Below are 24,341 nucleotides of genomic sequence, written 5' to 3'. Positions count from 1 at the left end.
TATCATTATGTTAGTGAATATCAATAATCTTTAATACAACGAACGGGAAAAGCGTACGAACGATCAGCGGCATTAAAATCAACCCCGCTTTTATATATAAAAAGATAGTCAGCAATATACCCGCCATTCACCGAATAGGGTGTAGAGGCCCAATAATAACCGTAGGCTCCCACATGTACCACATCCCCATTACCATCCGGATAACGTTGCCCGGCCGAGGGCAGGAAGACCGTCCCAGAAGGGGGAGTTGTTCTATTGGCAGGTGTTGCCATTGATCCCGTCACGTTCGCCCCTAGAAACCAACCGCTTTCGGGGTCGAAGTTCCCATGTAAATAGTTTCCAGCATCCCGATTCAACTCGGCCGTCATGTTAACAAACCCACCCATAGATACCGTTTTTATCCCGGTTTCTTCGTACAACAATTCCAGTTCGGCATTTGTCGGTAAACGCCATTCGCCCTCAACCCATCCTTTACCTCCCGGCCCACTGGAAATATAACGACATATATCACCGACACCCACGTTTTCATTGAACCCGGTATTACCGGAGTAACCCGCAAAAGCGTCCACGTCCTCGCCAGTACCAGAAGGCATAGAAAAGTTGAAATTCGAATGAGCATATGGGATTTTATCCCACCCGATCAAACCACCTTTCCAATCAGACGGGTTCAGATGGGGCGGATAATAAACGGCTTGCACCTCCGGGTCATAAGGATTACCGGCAGAAGCCAACGCAATCAGTGAACCCCATTTGAAAAATACCCCTTGGGACCAAGCGGGAATATCCCGGTTATCTTCGGCAGTCACGGCAAAAGTCAGTACCCCGGAATTTAACACAACATTGCTCCGGGCAAACATTTCCGCAATCGGAACCCTTCTCACGGTCAGGGTATCCCGCAGACGCCCTGCCGTGAACTCAATCTGTCCGGTCACGTAATCACGCCCGCTGCCCGGGGAGAACACGGACGAAATCACCAGTTCCAAACCGCTCCCGTTTATATCTGCCCCCTTCGTGACGGACAGTCCCCCGGCCAAGCGCAACCAAGTATTTGTTTCCGAATGGAGAACTTTTGCCTCCCAAGCCCCATGATAATCAGAACTTACCCGATACGTGAGTTGCCGACTCACACCATAAGGTAGGTCCAGCGTGCGACTTTCCACTCCCATAAAGAATTGACCATCATAAACAATGTGGTTTATCCCTTCTAGATTCACCACCAATATTGACGTTTTCAAATTCGATAACACGCCAAACGAGCGAAGAGCCTCCGCAAAAGTCCGGTAACCGATTCCCTCGGCATCGGTTACGGTAACAACATACTTGTGATTACGATACAGCGGCATATACGCAATATCTATCGGCAATTCAGATTCCAGCGTGAAGTCCACCCGGTAATAATAATCCTCGCCCATGTATTTTCCTTTAATAATCAGGCAAACCCCGTTACCCGGATCATCTTTCACGTTTTTAACAGCCTCATAGGTATAGATTTCTCCCGCCATCAAGGCCCCGGGGGCGTTAATGGCCTGTTTGTACTCGTATTTCATTGCCGCTTCTTCTACACCCGGTTGTTTTCCGGAAGGGACGGGGATCATCGGATTCTCATTTGTCGCATAAGGATTCGGAACAAGCACGCCATCCGCTTCGTTCCATTTCGGGGCGATATACCCGGAAGTATTATAGTTCACCAAATAAATCTCTTCCAACTTGAAGATCTCTCCGCTAACCTTGTTTTCCACGTCCACACGAGCCAACATCCGAGTCAACGAAACCGACACTATATAACCCGGCACAAGTCCCTCCATTACCACTTCCCCGTACATGGGTAGCGGGGTATATCCCGGTACACGCACGTTCCATTTATAAGAATCATTCTCATCTTTGAATGTATTAAAAGTCAGAGCTTTCAATATATCCTGTTTTTCCGCATCTGCCGGATTACTTTCCAAGGCATGCCGAACCGCCCCCGCTGCATTCACGACAACCACGATTAAACCGACTTGGTCATCTTTGGCAAGGTTCAGACTAAATTTCACTTTATAGTCTGCCCCCGATGATTCCTGCCTAAAATCGATCACGTTCAGATGTCGAAGTAGTTTTGCCGATGGAGTAGACTGGTCAAAGAACAAAAGGTCCAACTCCCGTACCGCAGCCTCCCCGTTATCCCCCTCTATCGAGCGGGTAAGGGGGACTTCAAATCCCGGAATAACTAGTTCTATATCTATAACTTTCCCCAACTGATCCGGTCCATCCAACTTATCATGTACACACCCCAGTAATCCCGTCAAGAGTAACACTCTCACCAAGCTAAACCGTTTCCATATTATGAATCGTTCCATCATATTTTACTCGTAATTTATCATGAACGGGTAACCCGAATTATTTTAATCAGGTTTCCCGCTTTAATTTCAACCAAAGCGTAATACCCCGCGGGAACACTATTCAAACTTGTCTTCGCGATAAACTCGATATTCCGAGATAAATCCCCGTCCACGCCTGACATATTAACCGCCAACCAATCCCGTCCCCCGGCGGTAGCCTCCAAGGGATGATTATCTTTATCATAGTAACTAATCTCACCCAACCGCACCCCCTTCGGAAATCCCCGGTCACCCCTGTTATAATTCGTCTCCACCGAGATCGTGACAGCATCACCCGCAAGCCCGACATGAAGAACATCCCGACTTACCCGCAGGTAATACTGGGGATCAATGATTGTTCCTTGTCCCGCCTCGGTCCACGGAAGTACGGCCTGTTCAAATTGTACCGTCTTTTCTTTCACCGTACCGATGATCCGGTAGACATTATTACGCCGGATCTCGGTAAGCACCCGTGGGGTGCCTCCACCTTTCGGAGTAAACTCCGTGAGTGCGGTTCGGGTTCCTCTCTCTCCGTCCGGGGAAGTGATTCCCCGGATGTCCAAAAACAATTTATTCCGGTCATCGGAGACCTCGTAAGTCCGCTCCGGCGTATAGAACACACATATAAGCTGGGGAGAATCCGATAGTTCCAACACATTTACACCTCGATAATTCCAAACCACGTGTTCAAAGCCGGAAGACGGGATTTGCATATAACCGAAATTATTCTCAATGTCCAATCCGGTTTGGAATCGGGTTCTATCAGTCTCCGTTCCTGTTACTAAATACCCTCTCCCATAAGTATTTTCCAAAAATACCCGGGAATTCATGGAAGTCGAAAGACGAGCGAAAACAATCTCGTCCGCTTTCTTTAGCCAGAGTTCAACACGAGCCACGACACGCTCGATCGTGATCACCTCGTTTGCCGAGACATTTTTCTCCACCACGATTTTCCGTTTCACCCCGGACATCGGAATCCCGGACATTAAGGGTTGCACGTGATCAAAACTAAACGCATCGTTCATCTGAAAAAGTATCTCTTCCAGTTGTTCCGGAAAAATAACCGCACCCAATGTATTCGTCATAACTTGAGGTTCATTCACTATCACGACAAGCATTTTATCCGGATTGGTTTTCACATCCAAGGTAGTTTTGAATCTGGTTGCATCCCGTTCTCCTTCCCCCAAAGTTACCAATTCGTTTATATCCAGAGTCGGGGTAACCGAGGCATCATCGAACACGACAAAACGAACCGTTCGAACAAAATCATGTTCATCAGCCTCCCGCACAAGTATTTCCACGTCAATTTTCCCTCGTGTACCCAAAAACTCGTCCCCGTCACCCGTCGAACGCTCCCCGATGCAAGCAACCAAGAAGAACATGATCCAAATGATATGTAACACGTTACTTTTCATACATTAAACCTCTATATCATTACGCCACACGATCCACCCGTTAACTTCAATACTCAAAGCCACGAAACCGGATGGATTTTCTCCTTCCTTGTACAGAATCACCATACGCCACTCGCTCTGCCTGTCGAGGAATTCCGGCATAGGGAGCGCACTCCCATCCGGCCGCAAGATTGGTTTTCTCGATTCCAAGAGTTTCATCAAATCATAATCCCATACCCGCAAGCCGGTTCGCGTATCATAGACAATCAATTTATAAGCATAATCATCATCATACAATAACCTAGCCGTATTCACGTGCCCTTCCGACAAGACTTCCGGCCCCTCTCCCACCTCTAGGGAATAGGGCATATAGGTCACAGGTACCTGCACCCGGGGAGCATTATCATGTCCGTAGACCGCTCCCTCAGGTGTCAGGATTTCAAAAGTAAAAACGGGACGGTCCGCACGTCCCGTACTACTACCACCCACCTCAGCCAGTAACACGTGAAAATGATTCGTGTTTTTAACCAAAGACACCGGGTATACCTCCCGATCAGCCTTATAATCCACCTTTATTGTTTTCCCGGTCCACAAAGGGAAAAATTCGTGAGACACGGTCTGAGAGAGCCGTTCCAAAGCGACCTGCACGTCCCCTAGCATCGTTTTTCCCGGAGAAAGCCTATTTCCCTGCACATCCGATACCCGGAAATGATTCGTCAAACCTCCCACGGTCAGCACCTTGTAATGCCCCACGGATAAATCATCAGCCAATAACATTCGCTTTCTCCCAACAAGTTCTTCCCGCCGGGCTTGTTTGGTAAAGAGAAAACGATCATCAGCGTCGAACACGAATATGTCGACCGTGTTAACCCACGGATCGAACGAGTCGACATATTCCATATTATAGTCATAAATAAATTCCAAGTATACACCACAGTTGTCTGTATCCTCCTTCATCACGTCGCATGATCCTAAAAACAGGCATACTAACACAATTCCCATTCTTTTACTCAAATCCCGATATAGCCCACCCGTGTTCATACCTTGATGTTTTATAGTCCTGTTACCCAATCACTAAATATCGATCTCGTTTTCCCAGACAATCCATTGCGCAACATCCACCGTGATTCCCAAATACCCGGTTGAGGTGTCGATTGGATCACCCGGGTCCGGATCACCGGGACCAGGTTTGTCCACATCCGGGAACCAAGGAGTTCCTGCCCCTTTCACGGACCCCAAGGTCAGCTTATACCAGTTATTGCGCACAACCCCGTATTTTCCGAAAGCCATATGCTCATCGGTATCGTTATCATGCCGAATCTCGTAATAGTAATAGCAAAGCCCTCCTTGATACCACCGGATGATCGGATTTTTTCCGTCTTTAAGTACCTCTCCTCCATTCTTGATTTGTGCTAAATCGGACACCTCCAACGTTTTGAACGATGTTCCGATAAGATCCACACCACTATTTTTATCCGCGTAAGCCCTTATGCTCACGTACATTTTCTCGCAGGCTGCTTTCAAGTTAGGGCCCACGTCAATGGCATTATATGCCTCTTTCAGCTTATCAAAATTAGCATAGGTTTTACCGGCAAAACTAAACCAATCGCCTGTTCCCACATGATTTTCAGGATAATAAACGCCTTTAATCACAACACGAGTGGCATTCTCAAATATCTGATCATTCGCATCCATCGTGTTCTCAATGCAATAAGTTCCGGTTGCTGCCGCCATCCAGGTGTAAGGGGCTACCAACTCTGGTTCATACGTCGTTTCGTTGACGGCAGCATTCACGATACCAGTGGCATTCGTGAAATTCGGATCCTTGGTATAAAAGTTACTGACGTAACTTCCCCCGGACGAATGAATCACGGTAAGTAGAGTTTTATCGGCAAAAGGATAAAACGTACTGTTCATCACGTCAATCGCCCAATTTTTAAAAGTAAAGGTCGCACCGGTAGGTTCAACAACGATCTTATCATTATTGTCCTCTTTAAGCTTTAATTCCACCTTAGAGGCCAGACGTTCAATTTTCACGTCTACACGGTTATTGTCATCCTCAGCCTCTTTAATAGCATCCTCTTCTTGCAGATCTTTCGAGACAACTTGAATCTTACCAACAAGACTGATCAAAGGATCGGTAATTTTTTCCCCGGCCTGCTTGTTACTCTCATCCCCGCTATTAATCATCGTGAATCCCCTGGTTATTGCATTCACATTATCTGTAATCTCTGCCATAGTAACCCCTTTTACCGCTGCATTTATCGTGGGAAACGTGGTTCGATCGTTGATATTTTCAATCACGTCCAACAACTCATCTCCCGGATTGGCAATCACCAATAGTTTTTCTGAAGCTGCCGAAATCTTGATCGCATCCGGTTTTGACGCCGCATCCTCAATTTTGGTATAGTATTCTGTTGTCTTGGGAATACCGACCACTTTTTCCGTTTCGTCAAAAGTTATCAAGTAGAGAGTCTTCAAATCACTTTCATTCATTCCCGCATTTTCACCCGAGGAACGAGCCTCGTTTTTTTCTGTCTTAACTTTGAGAGAAATGTAAGCCACATCAGCTATCCCGCCACTTGTCAATGACTTATCTTCCTTCTCTTCCACGCAACCGGCAAAAACGATTGCCGCCAATGCTAACCTTAGAACCATCCTATTTTTCATCTGCTTACTTTTATAATATTATATTCTAAATACAAAAGTAGACCATCGGTATTGCTTGAAAAAGACAACTTTAGTCCATTCTCCCGGATATGATCATACATTTTTGCGACATCCCCATCATTTTTGATTTTATCCATACAATAAATAGAGGTAAACATTGTATTTCCTCCATCTTAGAGGATTTATATTCTTGACATTCTCCGAAACGGAGAATCATTCAAGGCAAAGCATCTATTCTTAAAACAGCCCGCATTTTAACGTAATATTTTAAAAATTCCTCTGGATTTATGTTTATATTTGATTATTGTTCCACAATTACCAGTATCAAGTATATGACTAAATAGAACAAACATGAGAAAAAAAGATCTTCATGATAAATTCATCGAGGAACTACACAAAAGAAATTCCAAGAGAGCCGAACTTATTAATCAGGTATCAGACATTCTGAAACTGGAAAAAGAGTCAGTTTACCGGAGAATGGCAGGTAAAGTCAACTTCTCCATCCGGGAAATGGGCATACTTGCCAAGATTTTAAACATCTCTCTCGATAGTCTTTTATACCAAGAAGAAGATATTCAATGGCTCCCATTCATACTGGAAACCCCGTTAAAGTTTCACTCCATTGATGCTTTATGCGATATGATAGATCTTAATTTTAAACAAATCGAGGAGATTAACCAAGATGAACCCGGTACCAGCGGAAACGTTTACCACTCGCTACCCTTGGAATTTTTCGTACATTCCCCGCTTATAATGAAGTTCATGTTCTTTAAATGGGGGTACTATTTCGTACAATCCGACGAGTATAACAATTTTTCCCAGTGGAAACTTCCTCCCAGGTTATCAGCTATCAGTGAAAAATACAATGACATTTATAACTTTCTGCACGTTTTTTATATTTGGGATAGCTCGCTGATTTGGGCATTATCTAAAGAAATAAGTAATTTCTACAAAACGCATATTATTTCCGAACAGGAAAAAGAGGACATCAAAAATGAACTCAAACTTATATTGTCGCAATTAGAAAAGACACTAAACGGAACACGTACTCCTAGCATTCCCTTTCCACCCGAAACAGATTTTCTCGTATCCTCAATCAATGTGGGTTTTTCCAGCAGTTACTTCTTTTCCGGCAACAGGCATCTCGCCTTGTTCCAAACTAATTTCAGCTTTTCGATGATACAGGATTCGGAAGACAATTTTAATAAAATAAAAGAATGGATCAATTCCTTATGCCATATTTCCACCCTTCTTTCTAGGAGCGGACGCATCGAGAGACGGTTGTTTTTCAACACGCAATACCGGATTATCGACGAGGTGTTAAAATAATGATGGAGCTGTACAAAAAGTCATTCTTCAAACTCCCTCCCCCCTTCGGGGTATTGAGCCTGCAAGCAGTCTCGAATCGGCTCTCGCTCGACAGACAACGAGTAAACTCCCTGTCTGTTCTCGCTTACTCGCCGATTTCCCTCTATAAACAGAGGGAGAGTTGAAACACTCCCCATCTTCGGAGTGAATCACCAGCTCCTCCTCTGTTCTCCCTCCCCATCACCCCTTCGGGGTACTTCCCCTCGGGCAGGGGAAGAAAGAGGTGGCACGAAGTGACGGAGGAGTTTCTTGAAATAAAATTGACTTTTGGTACAGCCCCATTATTTCAATATATTTTACACTAAGCGTCTATCTCTGCCTCATGTTCAAAATCACCCAGCGGTTTCAGATTGGATGGGATTTCTTGATTCGCATCATCCGAGAAATAAGGGAACACGTCCATGATATTCGTATCGGTCAGAGAACTGATCTCGAAAGGTACCACGTAGGTTGACAAACTCTTCTGCAAATTAGCCAATGCTTTCTCAATATCCGCTGCCGCCACCAAATAATACTGGTGAGATTTTTTCTCCTTACCACTGATCTGGTCCGCATCAATAATCGCCACTTTCGCCTTGAACCATTTATCGTCATTCCCGTCATTCGACTCCACCAACTCCGTGATGTTCGATTTCTTCAACCCCACGATATAAAAATCTCCCTGAATCATCTCCCGCAGATTTTCCGTGATCCGGCTCTCCGCCTCCGTGTAGGACATAGCATCTAACAAATACAACTCGGACATCTTCTTCTCTTTTCCATCCTCGCCCACTTTCACGTATTTTACCTTCGCTTCAAACCAATTTGCTGTCATTTCTTCTCTATTTTTTATGTGTTTAATTCTACAGCAAAAGTAAAATAATCTCCCCAAAATTATTCCACGGGTCACAAAAATATTCCGCATACAACACGTACGAATCATTGTTTTTAGCTAAGTTTGTCTTAGAAGAATTCACTAGCAAGAGAAATCATGAGCGAGAAACTGTATCCTATCGGTATTCAAAATTTTGAAAGTCTTCGGAAAGACGGGTATCTTTACGTTGACAAGACAGCGCTGATCTACCAATTAGCCAAGAGAGGACGTTACTATTTCCTTAACCGTCCCCGCCGTTTCGGGAAGAGCTTGCTCATTTCAACGCTCGAAGCGTATTTCCAAGGCAAGCGAGAACTTTTCCAAGGCCTTGCCATGGAAGAACTAGAGAAAGAGTGGTTACAACATCCCATTCTACACCTCGACTTGAACATCGAAAAATATGACTCGATCGAAAGCTTAGGAAATATTCTTAACAACGCTTTAACCCGTTGGGAAAAAATCTACGGGGACGAGCCGTCAGAAGCCTCTTTCTCCCTGCGTTTTGCCGGAATTATCCGCCGGGCTCATGAATTAACCGGGCAACGGGTGGTGATCCTTGTTGACGAATATGATAAACCCATGTTGCAAGCAATCAATAATGAAGAGTTACAACGGGAATTCCGAAACACGTTGAAACCATTCTACGGTGCCTTGAAAACCATGGACGGGGATATTAAATTTGCCTTACTGACCGGGGTTACCAAGTTCGGGAAGGTCAGCGTGTTCAGCGATCTCAATAACTTGAACGATATTTCCATGGATAAACAATACGTTTCTCTATGCGGAATGACAGAAGAAGAGATTCATCGCTATTTTGAAGATGATTTACGGAGATTAGCCACGGCACAGGATATGACTTACGAGGAAACCTGCACCCGATTAAAAGAGGCATACGACGGCTATCATTTCCGTCAAAACAGCGAAGGGATCTACAACCCGTTCAGCGTGTTAAACACTTTTGCCAAACAGGAATTCGGTAGTTACTGGTTCGAAACAGGTACTCCCACCTACTTGGTCGAATTATTGAAACAAAATCATTATAACCTCGAACAGATGTCTCATGAAGAGACGAATTCCGAGGTACTCAACAGCATTTATGCCGATGAAAGTCCTATCCCCGTGATTTATCAAAGCGGGTATCTCACGATTAAGGATTACGATCCCCGATTCGAGAATTATATTTTAGGATTTCCGAACCGAGAAGTCGAGGAAGGATTTATCAAATTCCTAATGCCCTTCTACACGAACGTGAACAAAGTGGAATCCCCGTTCGAGATACAACAATTCACACGAGAGATTGAATCCGGCCAACCGGATGCCTTCCTACGTCGCCTGCAAAGTTTCTTTGCTGATACACCTTACGAGTTGATCCGGGATTTGGAAGTACACTATCAAAACGTACTTTTTATTGTTTTTCGTCTTGTAGGTTTCTACGTGAAAGCGGAATATCACACATCCGAGGGCCGGGTGGATCTCGTACTGCAAACCGACCGTTACATCTACGTGATGGAATTCAAACTGGAAGGTTCTGCCGAAGAAGCCTTACAACAAATCGAAGCGAAACATTACGCCCGACCATTTGAAGCGGATTCCCGACAGTTGTTCAAAATCGGGATTAACTTTGATAATAATACTCGGAATATTGAGAGGTGGATTGTGGAATAACTTCTCTATATCGACTAAAAGAATTACCTCCCATTCGATCAATCTCGGATGGGAGGAGTAGAACAAATAGATTTATTTATTTTACAATTAAACTTAGCTCTGCAGGCGGCATACACATTTGATCATTACAACTTTGGTATTCAATGACACAAGTCACGTTCCCCGTTCCTCGAACTTCTTGAGTAAATATCGCCTCTTCTTCCACAATAACGGTTCCGGCACTATTATACGCCCGTCCTGAAGGCTGCTTTAACTCTCCCACCTTTTCAACTCCTTTCGGTAAAACAAAAGTTATTGTCGTGGGAAGATAGGGAGCACTTTTATCCACTTGGGTATAAATTCGATACCCCGGATGGATTTTCATCCGAATTGTAATCAATCGATTCCCATTCGACATTTTCTTTGTAAAAGCCTGTACTTTTACAGGTTCCTTTTCATCCGTTTCCTCTTCTTTCAACGTTTTTTTCTCGATTGGTTCTTTAATTGATTCCGTACACAAAACACGATAATCGTTTCCCGGCACATTTTTATCCCGGGTGTTTACTAAAAAGAACCATCCTCCGGATTCCGTGAAAAATAAGCGAGATTTATTTGTTTCAAACCAAGTACGCCATTCTGCCGGAGTCTCGAAACGACAAAGCGTGTATCTTTCTAACAAACGGTGTCCTTTCGCCACGTCTGTTCCCTCTTCCAACAAACGGATCGCCTCATCTAAAAGACGAATGTCATGATTAGAGATACCCAGACTTCTTGCATCCTCATCCAAAAGAAAAGAGACCCGGCCCGGTCGAGGCATAAAATAACCGGCATTATTCATATAATAATCCTTGTACGCTTTTTCATCCGTACCAAATGAAAAATACAATTCCGGGAACATACTCTTTAAATACTCTCCATAAGTCGATTCTTCTTTCCCGATCCTTTTTAATGTAGAAACCCGCTCTTCGTACGCAGCACGAGTAGCCCGTAAAATCGTTGATTTTAAGTGTTCCCCGGTCACGATAAACGGATTAAACTTCCTAGCTATCGGGGTCTGCCCTGCAAATTGGGAAATATAGACAATCGCATTGGCAAATACTGATTTTGCCTCCTCCGTCATCTCTTCAGGTGAGGCTGAAAATCCCCAATGTAAGAAATTCCCATGTCGTCCGATGGCCACTTCCTCCAAGCCCTTTGCAGACACGCCACCTGAAATAAATTCTACATCAGGAGAATCCAGAAAACCGGCAGACTTGGAGATCATCCCCGGGCGTATGGCTTTCGTTGTATATCCTTCTTTTTGCACTCGCCACATCAAAATGGAATCAGGCACGACCTCTCCTTCGGATTTCGCAATAGATTTAGCACTTTCCGGTGTAGGTTTCATTACCATACTCATTTTAACGGGGAATGGTCCTTTAAACATAGGATGTTCTGTACGTATATGATGAGCATCAGCATCCAAGCACAGACAGCACCAGTCCGTTTTCAACCCAAGACGAGTACCAATTAAACTACTCAATTCTGCAATCAACAACATGGGTCGATCAAAATCCTGTGGTAAATATCCTTCTCTTTTCTCCCCGTAAAACCGTCCAAAGGGATCTTCTTGCGTAGTCGGAGGAACTATCGGTTGAGGTAATCCGTCCATCACGGTTACATCGTAATCCTCAGACAACACTGGCTGGTAGTCTTTCGCATCAATAGCCGTCACATATTTAAAATATTGTTTCAGCAGTTTTTCGAAGGCCACAGTCCGTTTTTTAGCTCCTTCCAACAATAATGCAGAATCCACCTTGCCTCTGTTTATATTAGCATACACGTCCGAAGATCCTCCAACATAAAGCACTTTCAGTTTACTTTTCCTTATCCCTGCCTGCAAATCAAAACATAACAGAAATAACAAGCCTAATAGAATTATTTTCATATCCGAATTTTATTTATTCCGAATCAACTCTTCAATTTTATTTTTTAAAGCCTGATCACGAAGATTATCTTCAACGACAATACCATTTCCATCCACCAAAATAAACATCGGGATCGCCCTACCGTCAAACTTTTCTGCAAAAACATTTTCCGTATCAATTAAACAAGGCCAAGGTAATTGTTCTTCGTCAAGAGCTTTCAACCAATCAGCATTACTCTTATCGATTGAAATACTGATTATCTCCAATCCTTGATCAACAAGGTCCTGATACATTTTCTTCAAGAATGGAATCGACTTACGACAAGGTCCACACCACGAAGCCCAAAAATCAATCAATACGCATTTCTTTCCCTTACTCAATTCTTTCATTGAATATACCTTTTCATTCCGATCAGGTAAAGAAAATTCCGGAACTGACTTTCCTTTCAAAGTCTTGGGAAATATTTGTTTCTTCAAAGCTTGACCGTAAAAACTATTCTTCGCCTCTTCCGAAAAACCATTGAATAGTTCCTTAGCTTCTGTATCATTTGACGAGAAATAAGCCCTGTTATTCAGCAACAAAAGAGGTCCCCAAAATGAATCTCCGTTTGCAACCACGCTATCATGAATGACTTTTTCGAGCGTTTGGAAAGCCTCTCTTTCAGCTTTCACCAGATTCTTATAATCATCTGTCTGCATAAAATCAGTTATCACTTTTCGATCTCCATTTTTCCTTAATTCCGATAGTTTCTTTATCGTCCCTGCATGTGCCTCCCGATAATCGACAAACATTTGATCTAACTTTTCACGAAAAGCCATCTTCTCTCTGAAGATTTGATCCGTCACAGAGCCTTTCAATTGAACATCTTTCAGTTCCACGTATGGCCTTCCTTCTTGTTGTTCCCCTCTCACCGCAGAAAAAGTAATATCACTATTTTCCAGCATAAACCCGTAAGTACCCCGTACTCCTGTCGGTTCTTCGATTGTCAACATATAATAACGAGGTTCCACCAATTTTCCTACAAATGTGAATTTCCCATCCTGTACAGTTGTTTCCATTTCCTTTTTCTCATCTTGATGCGTGGCTGCCAATGTCAGGCTAACTTTCGTATTGTCGGCAAAACCATAGAGCATTCCGGTGATTTTATAGCCGTCAGATGTCTCACATCCTCCTCCAATAAATAACAGGATAAGAACAACAGATATATTAATATACTTAAAATGCAAATATTTCATACCTAATATTTTAAAGCACTATTTCTTTTAATTCTTTTTTTCACGTGCCATCTCTATCATTTGAGATAATTCGGCCACGATCTCATCATCACTCCCTGCAGCCCCAGTCACGTGAAACCGGATTTGTCCTTGTGGATCGATCACAAATTTTGAAGGAATCCCGGTTACGCCATAACTCTTCACGACTTCATTTGCTTTTGTTTTCGGGTCTTTTAAATCCATCAACAAACGAAACGAGTAATCGTTATCTTTCAAATATTTCACGGCCTCTTCAGTCGCATTGTTCTCTTTTTCCCACGTGTGGATGAACAAAAATACCACATTCGGATCATCACGATATTTCTCTACGGTCTTTTGCATCGCCGGGAACGAACGCTTACACGGGCCGCACCAAGTAGCCCAAAAATCCAACACGACAACTTTTCCACGCAAGTCTGCAAGTTTTACAACCTTTCCCTCCGCATCAGGCAATGTGAAATCCGGAGCAGACCGGGAAATCATACTCTTAATAATTTCCTCGTTTCGTTGATCAGCACGAGCTTTCCGCAATCCTCCGATATAAGTATCACATCCTTTCCCACTACCGTTTAGTTGTATATAAAGTTCCTCTATTTTATGATTCACTTCTTCGTCTGCCTGCCCCGCTTTGATCATATCCGCCAAACACAAAAATGATTCCAACGGTCGTCCGGCTTCTGCCATTAACAAAGCGTAAGATTTATCACGTCTATGGGGAGGCATTTTTTCCATAGTCGCTAACGCCTCTGAATGTAAACCCGCCTCGTAACAAGCTGTTGCATAATTAGACAAATACGAGGGATAACCTCTCATCGCGATGGCTAAACTTGCCTTATCACCCTCTTTTTGCAATTGTTCGCAGTTATCCACGGCAAGCTTGTAAAACATAAGAGCATGTTCCATATCCCCGCATTTACTTAAAGCACCCGCAACCACAGAACACGGTTCTCCCAACCATCCCTTCGTAACGATCCTATCAATATACTCCTTTGCCTTTTGCCAATTACCATTTCTCGCATATGTTCCCGCCACGCTACTCCGGGCATAATCATACACGATACTTTCTCCCAATTTTTCCGGAGGAAAACGTTTCATCCATTTTTTGAATAATACCTCTTGTTTCTCCGGATTCATTTCCGAGTAGATATAGGTGTTTAAATAGCGATTTCTGGCTAAAACCCCATGAGGGAATTTTTTTACAATCACATTTTGTATTGAATCAAATGTAGCCTCCATTCCCAAATAATAGAAACACTGTGCCACGTCCGAATAGACACTTTCCTCTTTTCCTTTAAGCTTATAGAGAAGTTCCGATTTAAAACGAGCCAACGTCTCGCCTCCGGCTTTTTGAGCCTCTAACGCTTTTTTCTGATTTTCATTCATCGGCCGCTGAGCCATAGCACACAATGCCAAAACGATATATAATATCGTCAACACAATACTTTTCATAACAATACGAATTAAATTTATGAATGAAGGCGCCTAAGAAATTCTTAGGCAACCTTCACTAGCTGATTATTGAGCGATAAAATCGAAATCGGCAATACGACCGTCAAATTCATACACGGCAACCGGCTCCGCACCGAGTACTCCACTGGAAATATCCGACTCGATCACATAAATCTTACCTTTACCCGTCGAGCTATAAGTTGCTACAAGCAAATACTTATCCTTTGTACTATTTTCCAGATTCAAACCTGCATTCTTGAAAAGTTCGATGCGTGTAATCACTTCCCCGGCAGCAGGAGTCCAAACCGCAGTTGCACTTGAAGTTGCGTCATCCACATTGTAATTCATTCGATATACGTTAGCGTCAGTAGCATAAAAAACAACCGGACCACGTTCCCCCGTCGCAAAACTATGGGCCAAAGCGATGTCCGGACAAGCACTTATATCCATCGCACACTTAGAAGTATAGGCACTGGCTGTCGATTTATCCGCAACAAATACATACATATAACGTTTGCCGTCGTCAACGGGATTTTTGAAGAAACAATAATTTATTTGATTGTCACTTTGCCAATAACCATTTGACCAATGAATCAAATCCTTTCCCACGTTGCCAAAATCAAAATGTGCAGCCGAATTAATAACCGGATCAATTTCAGCACTCCACATTTTGGAGAAAATAAACCGACGATGCAGACCATCGTAAAACAACGAATTCACTTGCCAAGTTGTATTTCCGGCCACCGCATAATAATCATCATTTTTCATGGCCATCGGCGTTAACTGTAAACCTCCCGAATTCGCTTTATAAGCCACACCGTTATTGATAAAGAAAGTATTATAATTACGAACAAAAATTCCGTTCAGATCTTTAACAGCAGGAATCTTCCCGGCAAAAAGTCCATCAAACTCATCTGCAATACTCATATCTATTGACGAAAGACGAACCACGTCCTCCCCGGATGTCATATATAAATAATAAAGATCATAAGAAGCATATATTGCACTCACCAATTCTTTTGGTTCTCCGGTAAGCGGACGGGTGGGATTTACCGTAGAATAAGCATTACGATTATAAGAGGTCTCTGTTAACGAACCATTAAATAGCGGAGAGTACACAATATCAATATCACTTCCCCCTGCATTTTTATATAATACAGCTAACCCGGAACCAATCACACCCTCTACCGTCAATCGCCAATCCATTGTGGTTTTCAATCCACTCGTCGTATCAGTAGCTGTAAATACCAAATAATACGCACCCGGTATTGCCTCGATCTTCACGTCCAATTCTCTCTCGGTCGAAATCGTGTAATCCGGATAGTCATCACGTGTATAATCATGTGAATAACCGGTTCCGTATGACGAAGGCCCTATATATGGCTCATCCGATTTGTAGAGTTCCCATTTATATTTGAGTACACTTTTATCCCCATCATAAATAAACTTGGGCGTCAACGCGAAAGAACTAAATTGCTTGATCGTATACGTATGTTGTATCCCCACCGTATCCACGTAAAAATTTCCGAGGTCGGCATAATTATAATTCCCCTCGTCATCCAAACATGCCGTTAGTCCCATGACGAACAACAGAAAGATAACTTTTATCGATGTATATTTTTTCATAATAACTTCTCCTCTCATGATTAATTCGCTAATCCGGAACCGATTTCCAACGGGTCCCCATTATCATTCATATAAGGCTCGTCATGAGTCGCATTGTACTCGTTCAATAAATCGATCAATTCAGCGATGAAAGCATATAATTTGTTACCATCATCCGAATAACCTGTATTCGGATCGATCATTCCCAGCTCGAACAAATCCACATCACCGTAATAATCCAGAATAAATTTATAACGAGCTTGAGTGAAAGGCCCCGCAACATTCGTAAAACCGACCTGCCACCAAGCCGGCTGAATCAAATAATCACACCAAACAAATTTATAAACAGCATATTCCTCCGGTCCTTCCTCAAAGTTTTCATTTGCCTTTACCCGAACGGTCAACGAAGCGACCTGTTCTGCAAGATCTATTCCCTCCACCTTACGTTTCACCGTAACGGGTAACGTCGCATAATAAGCTCCGGCCGGAATCTCCATATCTCCCAACGTGTAATCGTTGGAAGAAACATTCGTTCCGTCCTCCAACACTTCTAAAGCAAAAGTACGCGCTCTATCAGAAACCACCCCGGTTACATAAACCATCAGATTCAAATCATAAGATTGTACCGCATCATCATATTTTTTGAACGAGAAGATAACGGAGTCTGCCGTTGCATTCTGTTCTTTATCACCTCCGATGTAAATTGACGGATTATCGCTGAAAGTATTTTTCTCATTCTCGCAAGCGAACAGAGCCATCAATATCGCACCAAGAATTACATATTTAAATATTTTCATAACTCATTTTCTTTATTTCTATTTCCAAACTCAATCTCTTCTTCCGGCATGGGCCATACATATTTAGCCTGATCCATGGCCATCGAATATGAATATCCATAACTTAAATAAGGAATACTTTTCTTATTCAGCCTTTTATAATAATACCACATGAGTCCTTCACCATAAAACTCCCGTCGATACTCGTTTAAAATCTCATCCAACACCTGTGTTTCAGTTGAGGTTGCTGAAAATTCTTCCGTAATTCCCCGGTGAGAACGTATCTCATTAATAATCTCAGCACCTTCAGTGGTAGGATTACATTCGGACACAATCAGTTTCATTTCCGGGAACCGGATGATCGGCATCAAATTTTTGAACTCGGCAGGCATATCCTCATATTGCCAAAACTTATTCGGCAAACGATAAATAGAGGAAGAACTCAGTCCCAAATCCTCACTCCAACCGTAACGGGTATTCCAACCGCGCCAATCTGTCGCATGCGGGTAGATTATTGCCGCATCCCGATCCATCACTGAAAATGAATACCCGGTAGCCCATGCCATTGTAATCGAAAATACGTATTCAATATTCTTTTCCATCTCCTCAACCCTCAATCTGAAAATATGTTCCGGAGTAAATGTATGATCCCGCTTTTCCTCGGCTATCGCAATATCATCAATCGAAGTCCACTTACAATCACTATCCGAAATAACCTCTTTTGCTTTTAATGCTGCATTAACCTTATCCCCCTTCCACATATACACCCTCGCCATCGTCGCCACCACGGCATAATAATTAAATCTAAACGTACGATCAAGCAAATAACCATTATCATCGGAAGTCGTGATCGCTCGTCCGGTACAAAGCGGATCCGCCACTTTCAAAAGAGCTGCAGCATCTTCCAAATCTTTCAGTATAAGATCTATAGTCTTGCTAACAGTCTGTACCTCCGTGATATTATAATCAAAACGATCCACGTAAGGAATCCCTTGGGCCTCCGGATCATCTGCATACGCGGGAGCAAAAAGCCTCAGTAAATCAAAATGAAGAAATGCCCTCAAACCCAAAGCCTCACCATAAATAACGTTATAATTGTCTCTTGAAAACATGGCCGGATCTGCCTCTCGAATATTACCGATGATATTATTCACGTTAGCTATTGTCGTGTAAGTCTTTTGCCAAACATCGTTAATCAATGATTTGGCCTTCGTACTCGTATAACTATACGTACTGAGAGGATATTGAGTAGCCGACGTCCCGACACGGGAATAAATTTTTGCCATGGCATCCAATGACACCGTCATGTTTAACCCGTACATTGATTTCTGTACCATCAACGTGTAAACACCCCAAAGAGCATCTTTATAACCGGCTTCATCTTTCAGTAACTCCGACGACTCAACCTGAGTTTTAGGTTTCACATCAAGCCAATCATCGCATGAAATAGAGAAAAGCGAGATGATGATAAAAGAAAGAATAATTTTTATTGTTTTCATTGTCATGCGGTTTTAATTAAAACATTACCTGAAGCGAAAACGAGAACGTACGTGCAAACGGATAGGAAGTTCCTCGTTCTATTTTCACGGACTGCATTCGTCCGAAATCAGTCATATCAAACGAAAGTCTAAGACGTTCCATCCCGATACGTTTAATCGCCTCAATTCTCGTCAACTCGTAAGAAAGATTAAGAGATGAAATCACAAACTGATCATCATCCTCGACAAAGCGGGAAGTTGCTTGAGTTGTCTCTTCATTCTTTATATTTTTATACAAACTCACGTCTCCCTTTTTTACCCAACGATCGGAAAAAATTCGACGATCAACGTTGTTTTCCAAGTTCGCATTTTCTACCTTATCAACCAATGTCTGGTTATACACTTGTCCTCCGAACTGATAACGGGCAGTCACATTCAAACTAATTCCCTTGTAATCAAAATTAAATCCAAGGTTCCCTTGAAGTGTCGGTTCTGTATCCCCACAAATCTGAAGATTATCGGAATCCCATTCATACGTGCGTGTTCCTTCCGATGTAATAAAAAGTTCATCTCCACACGCAGGATCGATTCCCATTGATTTCACCGCCCAAATCGCTGACATAGACTGACCTTCCTCATAACGAGTAATCGGTTTATTGGAAACAGAGGACGTTTGGGTATCGTTATACGTCTGCAAAAAGTTAGAAATCTGTTTGATCGTATTTTTATTATGTGATGCGGCCACAAATATATTCAGGAAAGCATCCTTCGACTGCTCCTGCCAAACCCGGTATTTAAGACTGATTTCATAACCAATATTCTCCACTTTTCCCAAATTCTCTTTATATGAAGTAAATCCGGTAGAAGAAGGAATCGTTACATCGGTTAATAAATCGTCTGTAACTGTCGAATAGTAATCAAAACGCCCCTGTAACCTCCCGTTAAACACACCAAAATCAACCCCGAGATTCCGATCATATTTTCTTTGCCACTTCAAACGAGAATTAGGCATCCCAGCCAAGACAGCTCCGATATTACCGTTGTAAGCACTGGACGTGTAGTAGGAATAAGTTGCAATCGACTGGTACGAATTGAAATTTTGTGAACCCGTGTATCCCAAAGAACCACGAAGTTTCAACTGTGAAAGGATACCTGAATCCGTCAATGAATGAAAGAATTTTTCTTGATGCAGATTCCATCCTAAGCCTAACGACCAGAATGTACCCCAACGATTATCACTACCGAATTGAGATGAACCGGACAAACGAAACGACGCATCAAAAAGATACCGATTATCGTAAGAGTAGTTCGCAGCACCGACAAAACCAATATCACGAGTAGTAGATTCGGAAGCAGAGGGACGTCCATCTTTATAATACTGTCGTGCAAAAGCTAAATTATCAAGTTTATCATTAGAAAATCCTTCTGCTTTAAAGGTCACCGACTCCGATGTAGAATTATTCAAACTCCATCCCACGTTAGCAAAAATCATGTGTCTTTCACCTAGCTGCACGGAATAGTTTGCCAGCACGTCTGCAGACACCGCAAAAGATTTTCCGTCACCATAGATATAGCTGCCGCGTCGATAAATCTTTTCTTCATCCTCTTCCCAACCGATAAAATCCGTGTGTGATGCAGGATGAAATATTTCACTACCCGTATCGCTCTTGTTCAAACTCACCCGTCCGGTAAATTTAAATCCTCGTGCAGGCGTCCATTCCACGTAGAAATTATTTACAAACTGCGTGTATTCGGAAAAGTCCTTCGTGTTGATCGTGGCGTTCCATACAGGATTATAAACATTCGTATTTTGATATGTACCAAGACGTTCTCCAAGTATTTTTATAACGTTACCATCATCATCCCAACAACGATAATAAGGATTCATCGAGGTATATTCACTAAATGAACCATACGGAGAATTCTCTCCCTTATTATAGGTTACTGAAAAACTATTCTTTAGCATGATATTATTATACCGGTATGAAAGTGTCACACCTCCAGAAAACGTGTTCCGATTAGAACCTTTCATCACACCAACCACATTATTATATGAAACATCCAGACCATACCGGAAAAAATCATCCCCTCCTTCAAGGTAGATAGCATGTTTCTGCCCAATACCATTTCGTAACGGTATCGACTTCCAATCAGTATTAACCCCGGCAATCACCTCTTTCATCAGTCCGTTATAGACCTGATCCCATGAATATTGTTCAACCGGATTTCCCCATATAGACGAACCGTTATCCCTGAAATAGGTATATTTCCCTGCATTGAATTCTACTTCCAACTTTTCTGCTGCATTACAAAGATCATAACTGGTCAAATCTGGAAGTTGAACGTTCATTGTGCCCGTGTAACTCACTCTCAATTTTCCCTTTTCCGGCTGTAACGTTTCAATAACTACCACCCCATTGGCAGCTTTCGATCCGTATATGGCCTTGGCCGCGGCATCTTTCAAAAGTGTCACGCTAGCCACACGATTCATATCCATATCCATCACATAAGTTAGCGATTGCTCAAAACCGTCAACAATAAATAACGGATTATTAGGATTCGATGAATATTCTCCTTTCAAATCCGGGAAACCGGACTGCCCACGCATCGTGATCTCGTATTGCTGATTCGGATTCGAACCGTTCGCAAGACTTTCAGCGATACGAAAGGAAGGATCAAGATTCTTGATACTCTGCAATACATTCGTATTTCCTACCCGACGAATTTCCTCCCGAGAAAACGATTGGGCTGCACCAGTAAAACTATTCGCTTTGCGCGTAAACATACCGGTAACCACGACCTCATCAACTTCTGTAACATCTTCTTCCATCACAATCCGTAAAGTATCTCTCGTGTTGGCTGTAAAATCTACTTTTTGCGATTTATAACCAACAAAAGAAAACTCTAAAGTTCCCGCATTCGCAGGAATATCCGGCAATTGAAACCACCCGTCCATGTTAGTTGCAGTCCCGATAGAAGTTCCAACTAACTTAACCGTCACGCCCGGCATAGGTTGTTTTTTCGTGTCTGATACAAAACCTCTAAGTTGAAGTCCCTTTTGATTCTGTGGGATTTCAGTTTTTGGAGCTATCACGATAGTCTTACCGACAAATTGATAGGTAAAATGTTCCCCAAGAACCAAACGTAAAACGTCTTCCACATTCACTGTTAAATTTGGGAGCCGAACCACCTTAGCCACGTCAATCTCATCATCGCTGTAGAAAATGTCATATTTCAACTGCGTGGTTATCGTACTAAACACTTGATCAATCGTCAGACTCTTCTTCTCGAAAGCCACACTCTCGGCCTGACCATAAGCGGTTGCATGCACTTGCATCAACCCGACTAGAATCCAAAAACAAATCAGCTTCATAAGCAATAACATTTTTTTTATTCTACTTTTCCAGTAAAATAAACCTACATCCTCATTTTTTTCCATAAATTTGTAGTTACATTAAATATTTATTAATCCATACGGGTTAAGATAAGAACGGGAGCCGCAATCTCTCGTTCTTTTGATCTCGTATATGTTTATCTATTTTTCAAACTTGCCGTTACCACATTTCCTTTCACGTTAAATTGTACATCTGAAGTCATCTGAAGGAATTTAAACATTTCTTCTAAAGGTTGGTACTTGTTGACCACTCCCGAAAAACGTCGAGTTTTAATCTCCTCGTTCATGTAAAACATTTTAAAATCATACCACCGCTCTAATTTCTCGACCAATTCTTCAAACGTGTATGCTTTAAAATAGAATTTTCCATCTCGCCAAGACGTGTACAATTCCGGCAAAACTTCTCTCAGTCCAGCTTTTCCGGTTCTTACATCAATCTGGTATTGCTCGTTCGGTTTCAGTAAAACTTCTTTTTCCTCTTGATTAATCATCACGGAACCTTCAACCAAAGTAGTCTGCCAAAAACGATCATTCGAATACGCACACACGTTGAAAGCTGTCCCTAATACCCGAACTTTTCCTGCCTCCGTGTGTACATAGAAAGGTCTGTTCGCATCTTTTTTCACCTCGAAATAAGCCTCTCCTTCCAAAAATACCTCTCGTCGGTTGGAAGTAAATTTCTCCGGAAAACGTAAAGCAGATTCAGAATTAACCCAAACCACCGTTCCATCTGGTAATTCTAAAGAATACTCCCCACCTTTCGGAACAATCAAGGTATTAAAAACCAAAGAATCTTCCATTCCTGTCTCATTTACATGATAGGAAACTTTCCCCGTCACCGTGTCATTCACAATCTCCACGCCCGCATTTTCCGAGGAATAAACTCCTTGATGCTCGTTTAACGCTAACCGTACTCCCGTTCCCAAACGCAATTCCGCCTGTAACCTACCGGGTTTTATCACTTCAGCACGTACAATTTTTTCCTCCGGCTCCGGACGGGTAGCGACATAAACCAAAGAAACACCCAATACAAACATGGCCGCATATTTACAAACCGACAATACCCATTTTCTACCCCTTTTCGGTTGTATTTTCCGCCAAGCGTTATCCACGTCATAACGATGGGAGCCCAATCCGTGCATGGCCTGCCGGATTTCGAATTGTTGTTGCAATATCTTTTTTTCCTCCTGAGATAGCTCTCCTTCCTCCGGCCTTCGCCACAGAGAAGTCAAACGCTCCCAATTATTTTCCAGAAAATCGTTCATTTCGTATCTATTTTCCTATACGACAATCATCCTTCAAAAGAAGGTGAGTTAAAAATGAACTTTTTTCAAAAAAATATCACACATAAAAAAACAATCTGATTACCAAGAGTAATATCTCCCATCAATCCTTATCCTTGCAAAGCTATAAAAAGCAACACGGGAGACTGTTCTCCACCTACCCTAGCTCGAATATCCCGATACGCTTTCATCACGTGAGACTTTACGGTATTCACCGATATTCCCAATTCATCCGCAATCTCCTTGTATTTTTTTCCGTCTAAACAACTCATTGTGAATACCGTCCGACATTGCGCAGGTAAAGTTTGCAAAACCTCTTTTATTTGCTCCACACGTTGCATCTCCTCTTCCGAGTAACCGGAATTTTGTAGATCTTCAATAAACGCCATCAATGACGCCCCATGTTTTCGCTCTATCATTTTATGTTTCAACACATTTAAAGCCCGGAAACGTACCGAAGTAAAAAGATAAGATTTCACGGACTCCTGCACCTGAACCTCCTGCCGACTTCTCCAGAGATACGTGAAAAGATCCTGCACCACGTCTTCTGCCTCCGCCTGATCACCAAGAATCATGACTGCATAATCGCACAATGGCATATAGAACATTCTAAACACTTGTTCAAATGCCCCTTGGTCTCCATTCTTTATTTTAGCGAAAACTTCTTCCATGATACAATTCTCACCACTCATGGAGACAAACTTATATAAAAATCCGGATTCTCGAACAATCAGATGGAAAAAATAATCCAAAATAATATCACGAATATACGATATCCACTAGAATAATTATTTGGCACAACTAGACACACGTAACAAACTCCAAGAACAGATCCTACAAAATTACCAAGTTGTTCACCTAGGCACATTATACAAAATCAGAACTTCAAGAGCATATTGAAAAGGCG

Annotated in this window: 16 protein-coding genes; 2 read left to right on the top strand and 14 right to left on the bottom strand. The window is 42.5% G+C overall.

The window, feature by feature from the left end; translation table 11 throughout:
- Positions 1–20 precede the first annotated feature (20 nt).
- From F1644_RS17125 to F1644_RS17110, 4 genes are read right to left on the bottom strand one after another with little or no spacing between them, the layout of a single operon-like run.
- Complete coding sequence (locus F1644_RS17125) at positions 21–2,342, bottom strand: fibrobacter succinogenes major paralogous domain-containing protein (RefSeq protein ID WP_118304464.1); 2,322 nt, start codon at positions 2,340–2,342, stop codon at positions 21–23.
- Between the two features lie 17 nt (positions 2,343–2,359).
- Positions 2,360–3,775, bottom strand: coding sequence for a hypothetical protein (locus F1644_RS17120; RefSeq protein WP_147344504.1), 1,416 nt, complete (start codon positions 3,773–3,775; stop codon positions 2,360–2,362).
- A gap of 3 nt (positions 3,776–3,778) precedes the next feature.
- Positions 3,779–4,795 carry a FimB/Mfa2 family fimbrial subunit gene (locus F1644_RS17115; RefSeq protein WP_118304466.1) on the bottom strand — a complete coding sequence of 339 codons (1,017 nt, stop codon included), beginning with the start codon at positions 4,793–4,795 and terminating at the stop codon, positions 3,779–3,781.
- A gap of 33 nt (positions 4,796–4,828) precedes the next feature.
- Positions 4,829–6,424 carry an Mfa1 family fimbria major subunit gene (locus F1644_RS17110; RefSeq protein ID WP_118304467.1) on the bottom strand — a complete coding sequence of 532 codons (1,596 nt, stop codon included), beginning with the start codon at positions 6,422–6,424 and terminating at the stop codon, positions 4,829–4,831.
- A 351-nt stretch (positions 6,425–6,775) separates the two neighbouring features.
- Between F1644_RS17110 and F1644_RS17105 the strand changes: the two genes are divergently transcribed.
- On the top strand, positions 6,776–7,753 hold the full coding sequence (locus tag F1644_RS17105) for a hypothetical protein (protein ID WP_118304468.1): 978 nt from the start codon (positions 6,776–6,778) through the stop codon (positions 7,751–7,753).
- Between the two features lie 340 nt (positions 7,754–8,093).
- Here the strand turns inward: F1644_RS17105 and F1644_RS17100 are convergent, their stop codons facing one another.
- Positions 8,094–8,606, bottom strand: coding sequence for a DUF4494 domain-containing protein (locus tag F1644_RS17100; protein WP_118304491.1), 513 nt, complete (start codon positions 8,604–8,606; stop codon positions 8,094–8,096).
- A 156-nt stretch (positions 8,607–8,762) separates the two neighbouring features.
- On the opposite strand from F1644_RS17100, the gene F1644_RS17095 reads away from it, so the two are divergent.
- Positions 8,763–10,310, top strand: coding sequence for an ATP-binding protein (locus tag F1644_RS17095; RefSeq protein WP_118304469.1), 1,548 nt, complete (start codon positions 8,763–8,765; stop codon positions 10,308–10,310).
- A gap of 76 nt (positions 10,311–10,386) precedes the next feature.
- On the opposite strand, the gene F1644_RS17090 is transcribed toward F1644_RS17095, so the two are convergent.
- The 9 genes from F1644_RS17090 to F1644_RS17050 form a co-directional block, all read right to left on the bottom strand.
- Positions 10,387–12,216, bottom strand: coding sequence for a protein-disulfide reductase DsbD domain-containing protein (locus tag F1644_RS17090; RefSeq protein ID WP_118304470.1), 1,830 nt, complete (start codon positions 12,214–12,216; stop codon positions 10,387–10,389).
- A gap of 9 nt (positions 12,217–12,225) precedes the next feature.
- Positions 12,226–13,431, bottom strand: a complete 1,206-nt coding sequence (locus tag F1644_RS17085) for a TlpA disulfide reductase family protein (RefSeq protein WP_118304471.1) — start codon at positions 13,429–13,431, stop codon at positions 12,226–12,228.
- Positions 13,432–13,458: 27 nt separating this feature from the next.
- Positions 13,459–14,898: a TlpA family protein disulfide reductase gene (locus F1644_RS17080; RefSeq protein ID WP_087420897.1), complete on the bottom strand. Its 1,440-nt coding sequence runs from the start codon at positions 14,896–14,898 to the stop codon at positions 13,459–13,461.
- A gap of 66 nt (positions 14,899–14,964) precedes the next feature.
- The gene (locus F1644_RS17075; protein WP_158572038.1) at positions 14,965–16,524 is read right to left on the bottom strand and encodes a PKD-like family lipoprotein; all 1,560 of its coding nucleotides are present in this window, start codon (positions 16,522–16,524) and stop codon (positions 14,965–14,967) included.
- A gap of 20 nt (positions 16,525–16,544) precedes the next feature.
- The gene (locus F1644_RS17070) at positions 16,545–17,300 is read right to left on the bottom strand and encodes a DUF4843 domain-containing protein (RefSeq protein WP_118304472.1); all 756 of its coding nucleotides are present in this window, start codon (positions 17,298–17,300) and stop codon (positions 16,545–16,547) included.
- Positions 17,297–18,778: a RagB/SusD family nutrient uptake outer membrane protein gene (locus tag F1644_RS17065; RefSeq protein WP_168044136.1), complete on the bottom strand. Its 1,482-nt coding sequence runs from the start codon at positions 18,776–18,778 to the stop codon at positions 17,297–17,299. Before F1644_RS17065 ends, F1644_RS17070 begins: the two co-directional genes overlap by 4 nt.
- Before the next feature lie 16 nt (positions 18,779–18,794).
- The gene (locus tag F1644_RS17060; protein WP_158572036.1) at positions 18,795–22,130 is read right to left on the bottom strand and encodes a SusC/RagA family TonB-linked outer membrane protein; all 3,336 of its coding nucleotides are present in this window, start codon (positions 22,128–22,130) and stop codon (positions 18,795–18,797) included.
- A 158-nt stretch (positions 22,131–22,288) separates the two neighbouring features.
- Positions 22,289–23,416, bottom strand: coding sequence for a FecR family protein (locus tag F1644_RS17055; protein ID WP_118304475.1), 1,128 nt, complete (start codon positions 23,414–23,416; stop codon positions 22,289–22,291).
- Positions 23,417–23,544: 128 nt separating this feature from the next.
- Complete coding sequence (locus F1644_RS17050) at positions 23,545–24,126, bottom strand: RNA polymerase sigma-70 factor (RefSeq protein WP_118304476.1); 582 nt, start codon at positions 24,124–24,126, stop codon at positions 23,545–23,547.
- Positions 24,127–24,341 lie beyond the last annotated feature (215 nt).

This window comes from Butyricimonas paravirosa (assembly GCF_032878955.1).
Lineage (GTDB): Bacteria > Bacteroidota > Bacteroidia > Bacteroidales > Marinifilaceae > Butyricimonas > Butyricimonas paravirosa.
Note: the sequence above shows the minus strand (reverse complement) of the source record. Positions and strands in the feature narration are given on the sequence as shown.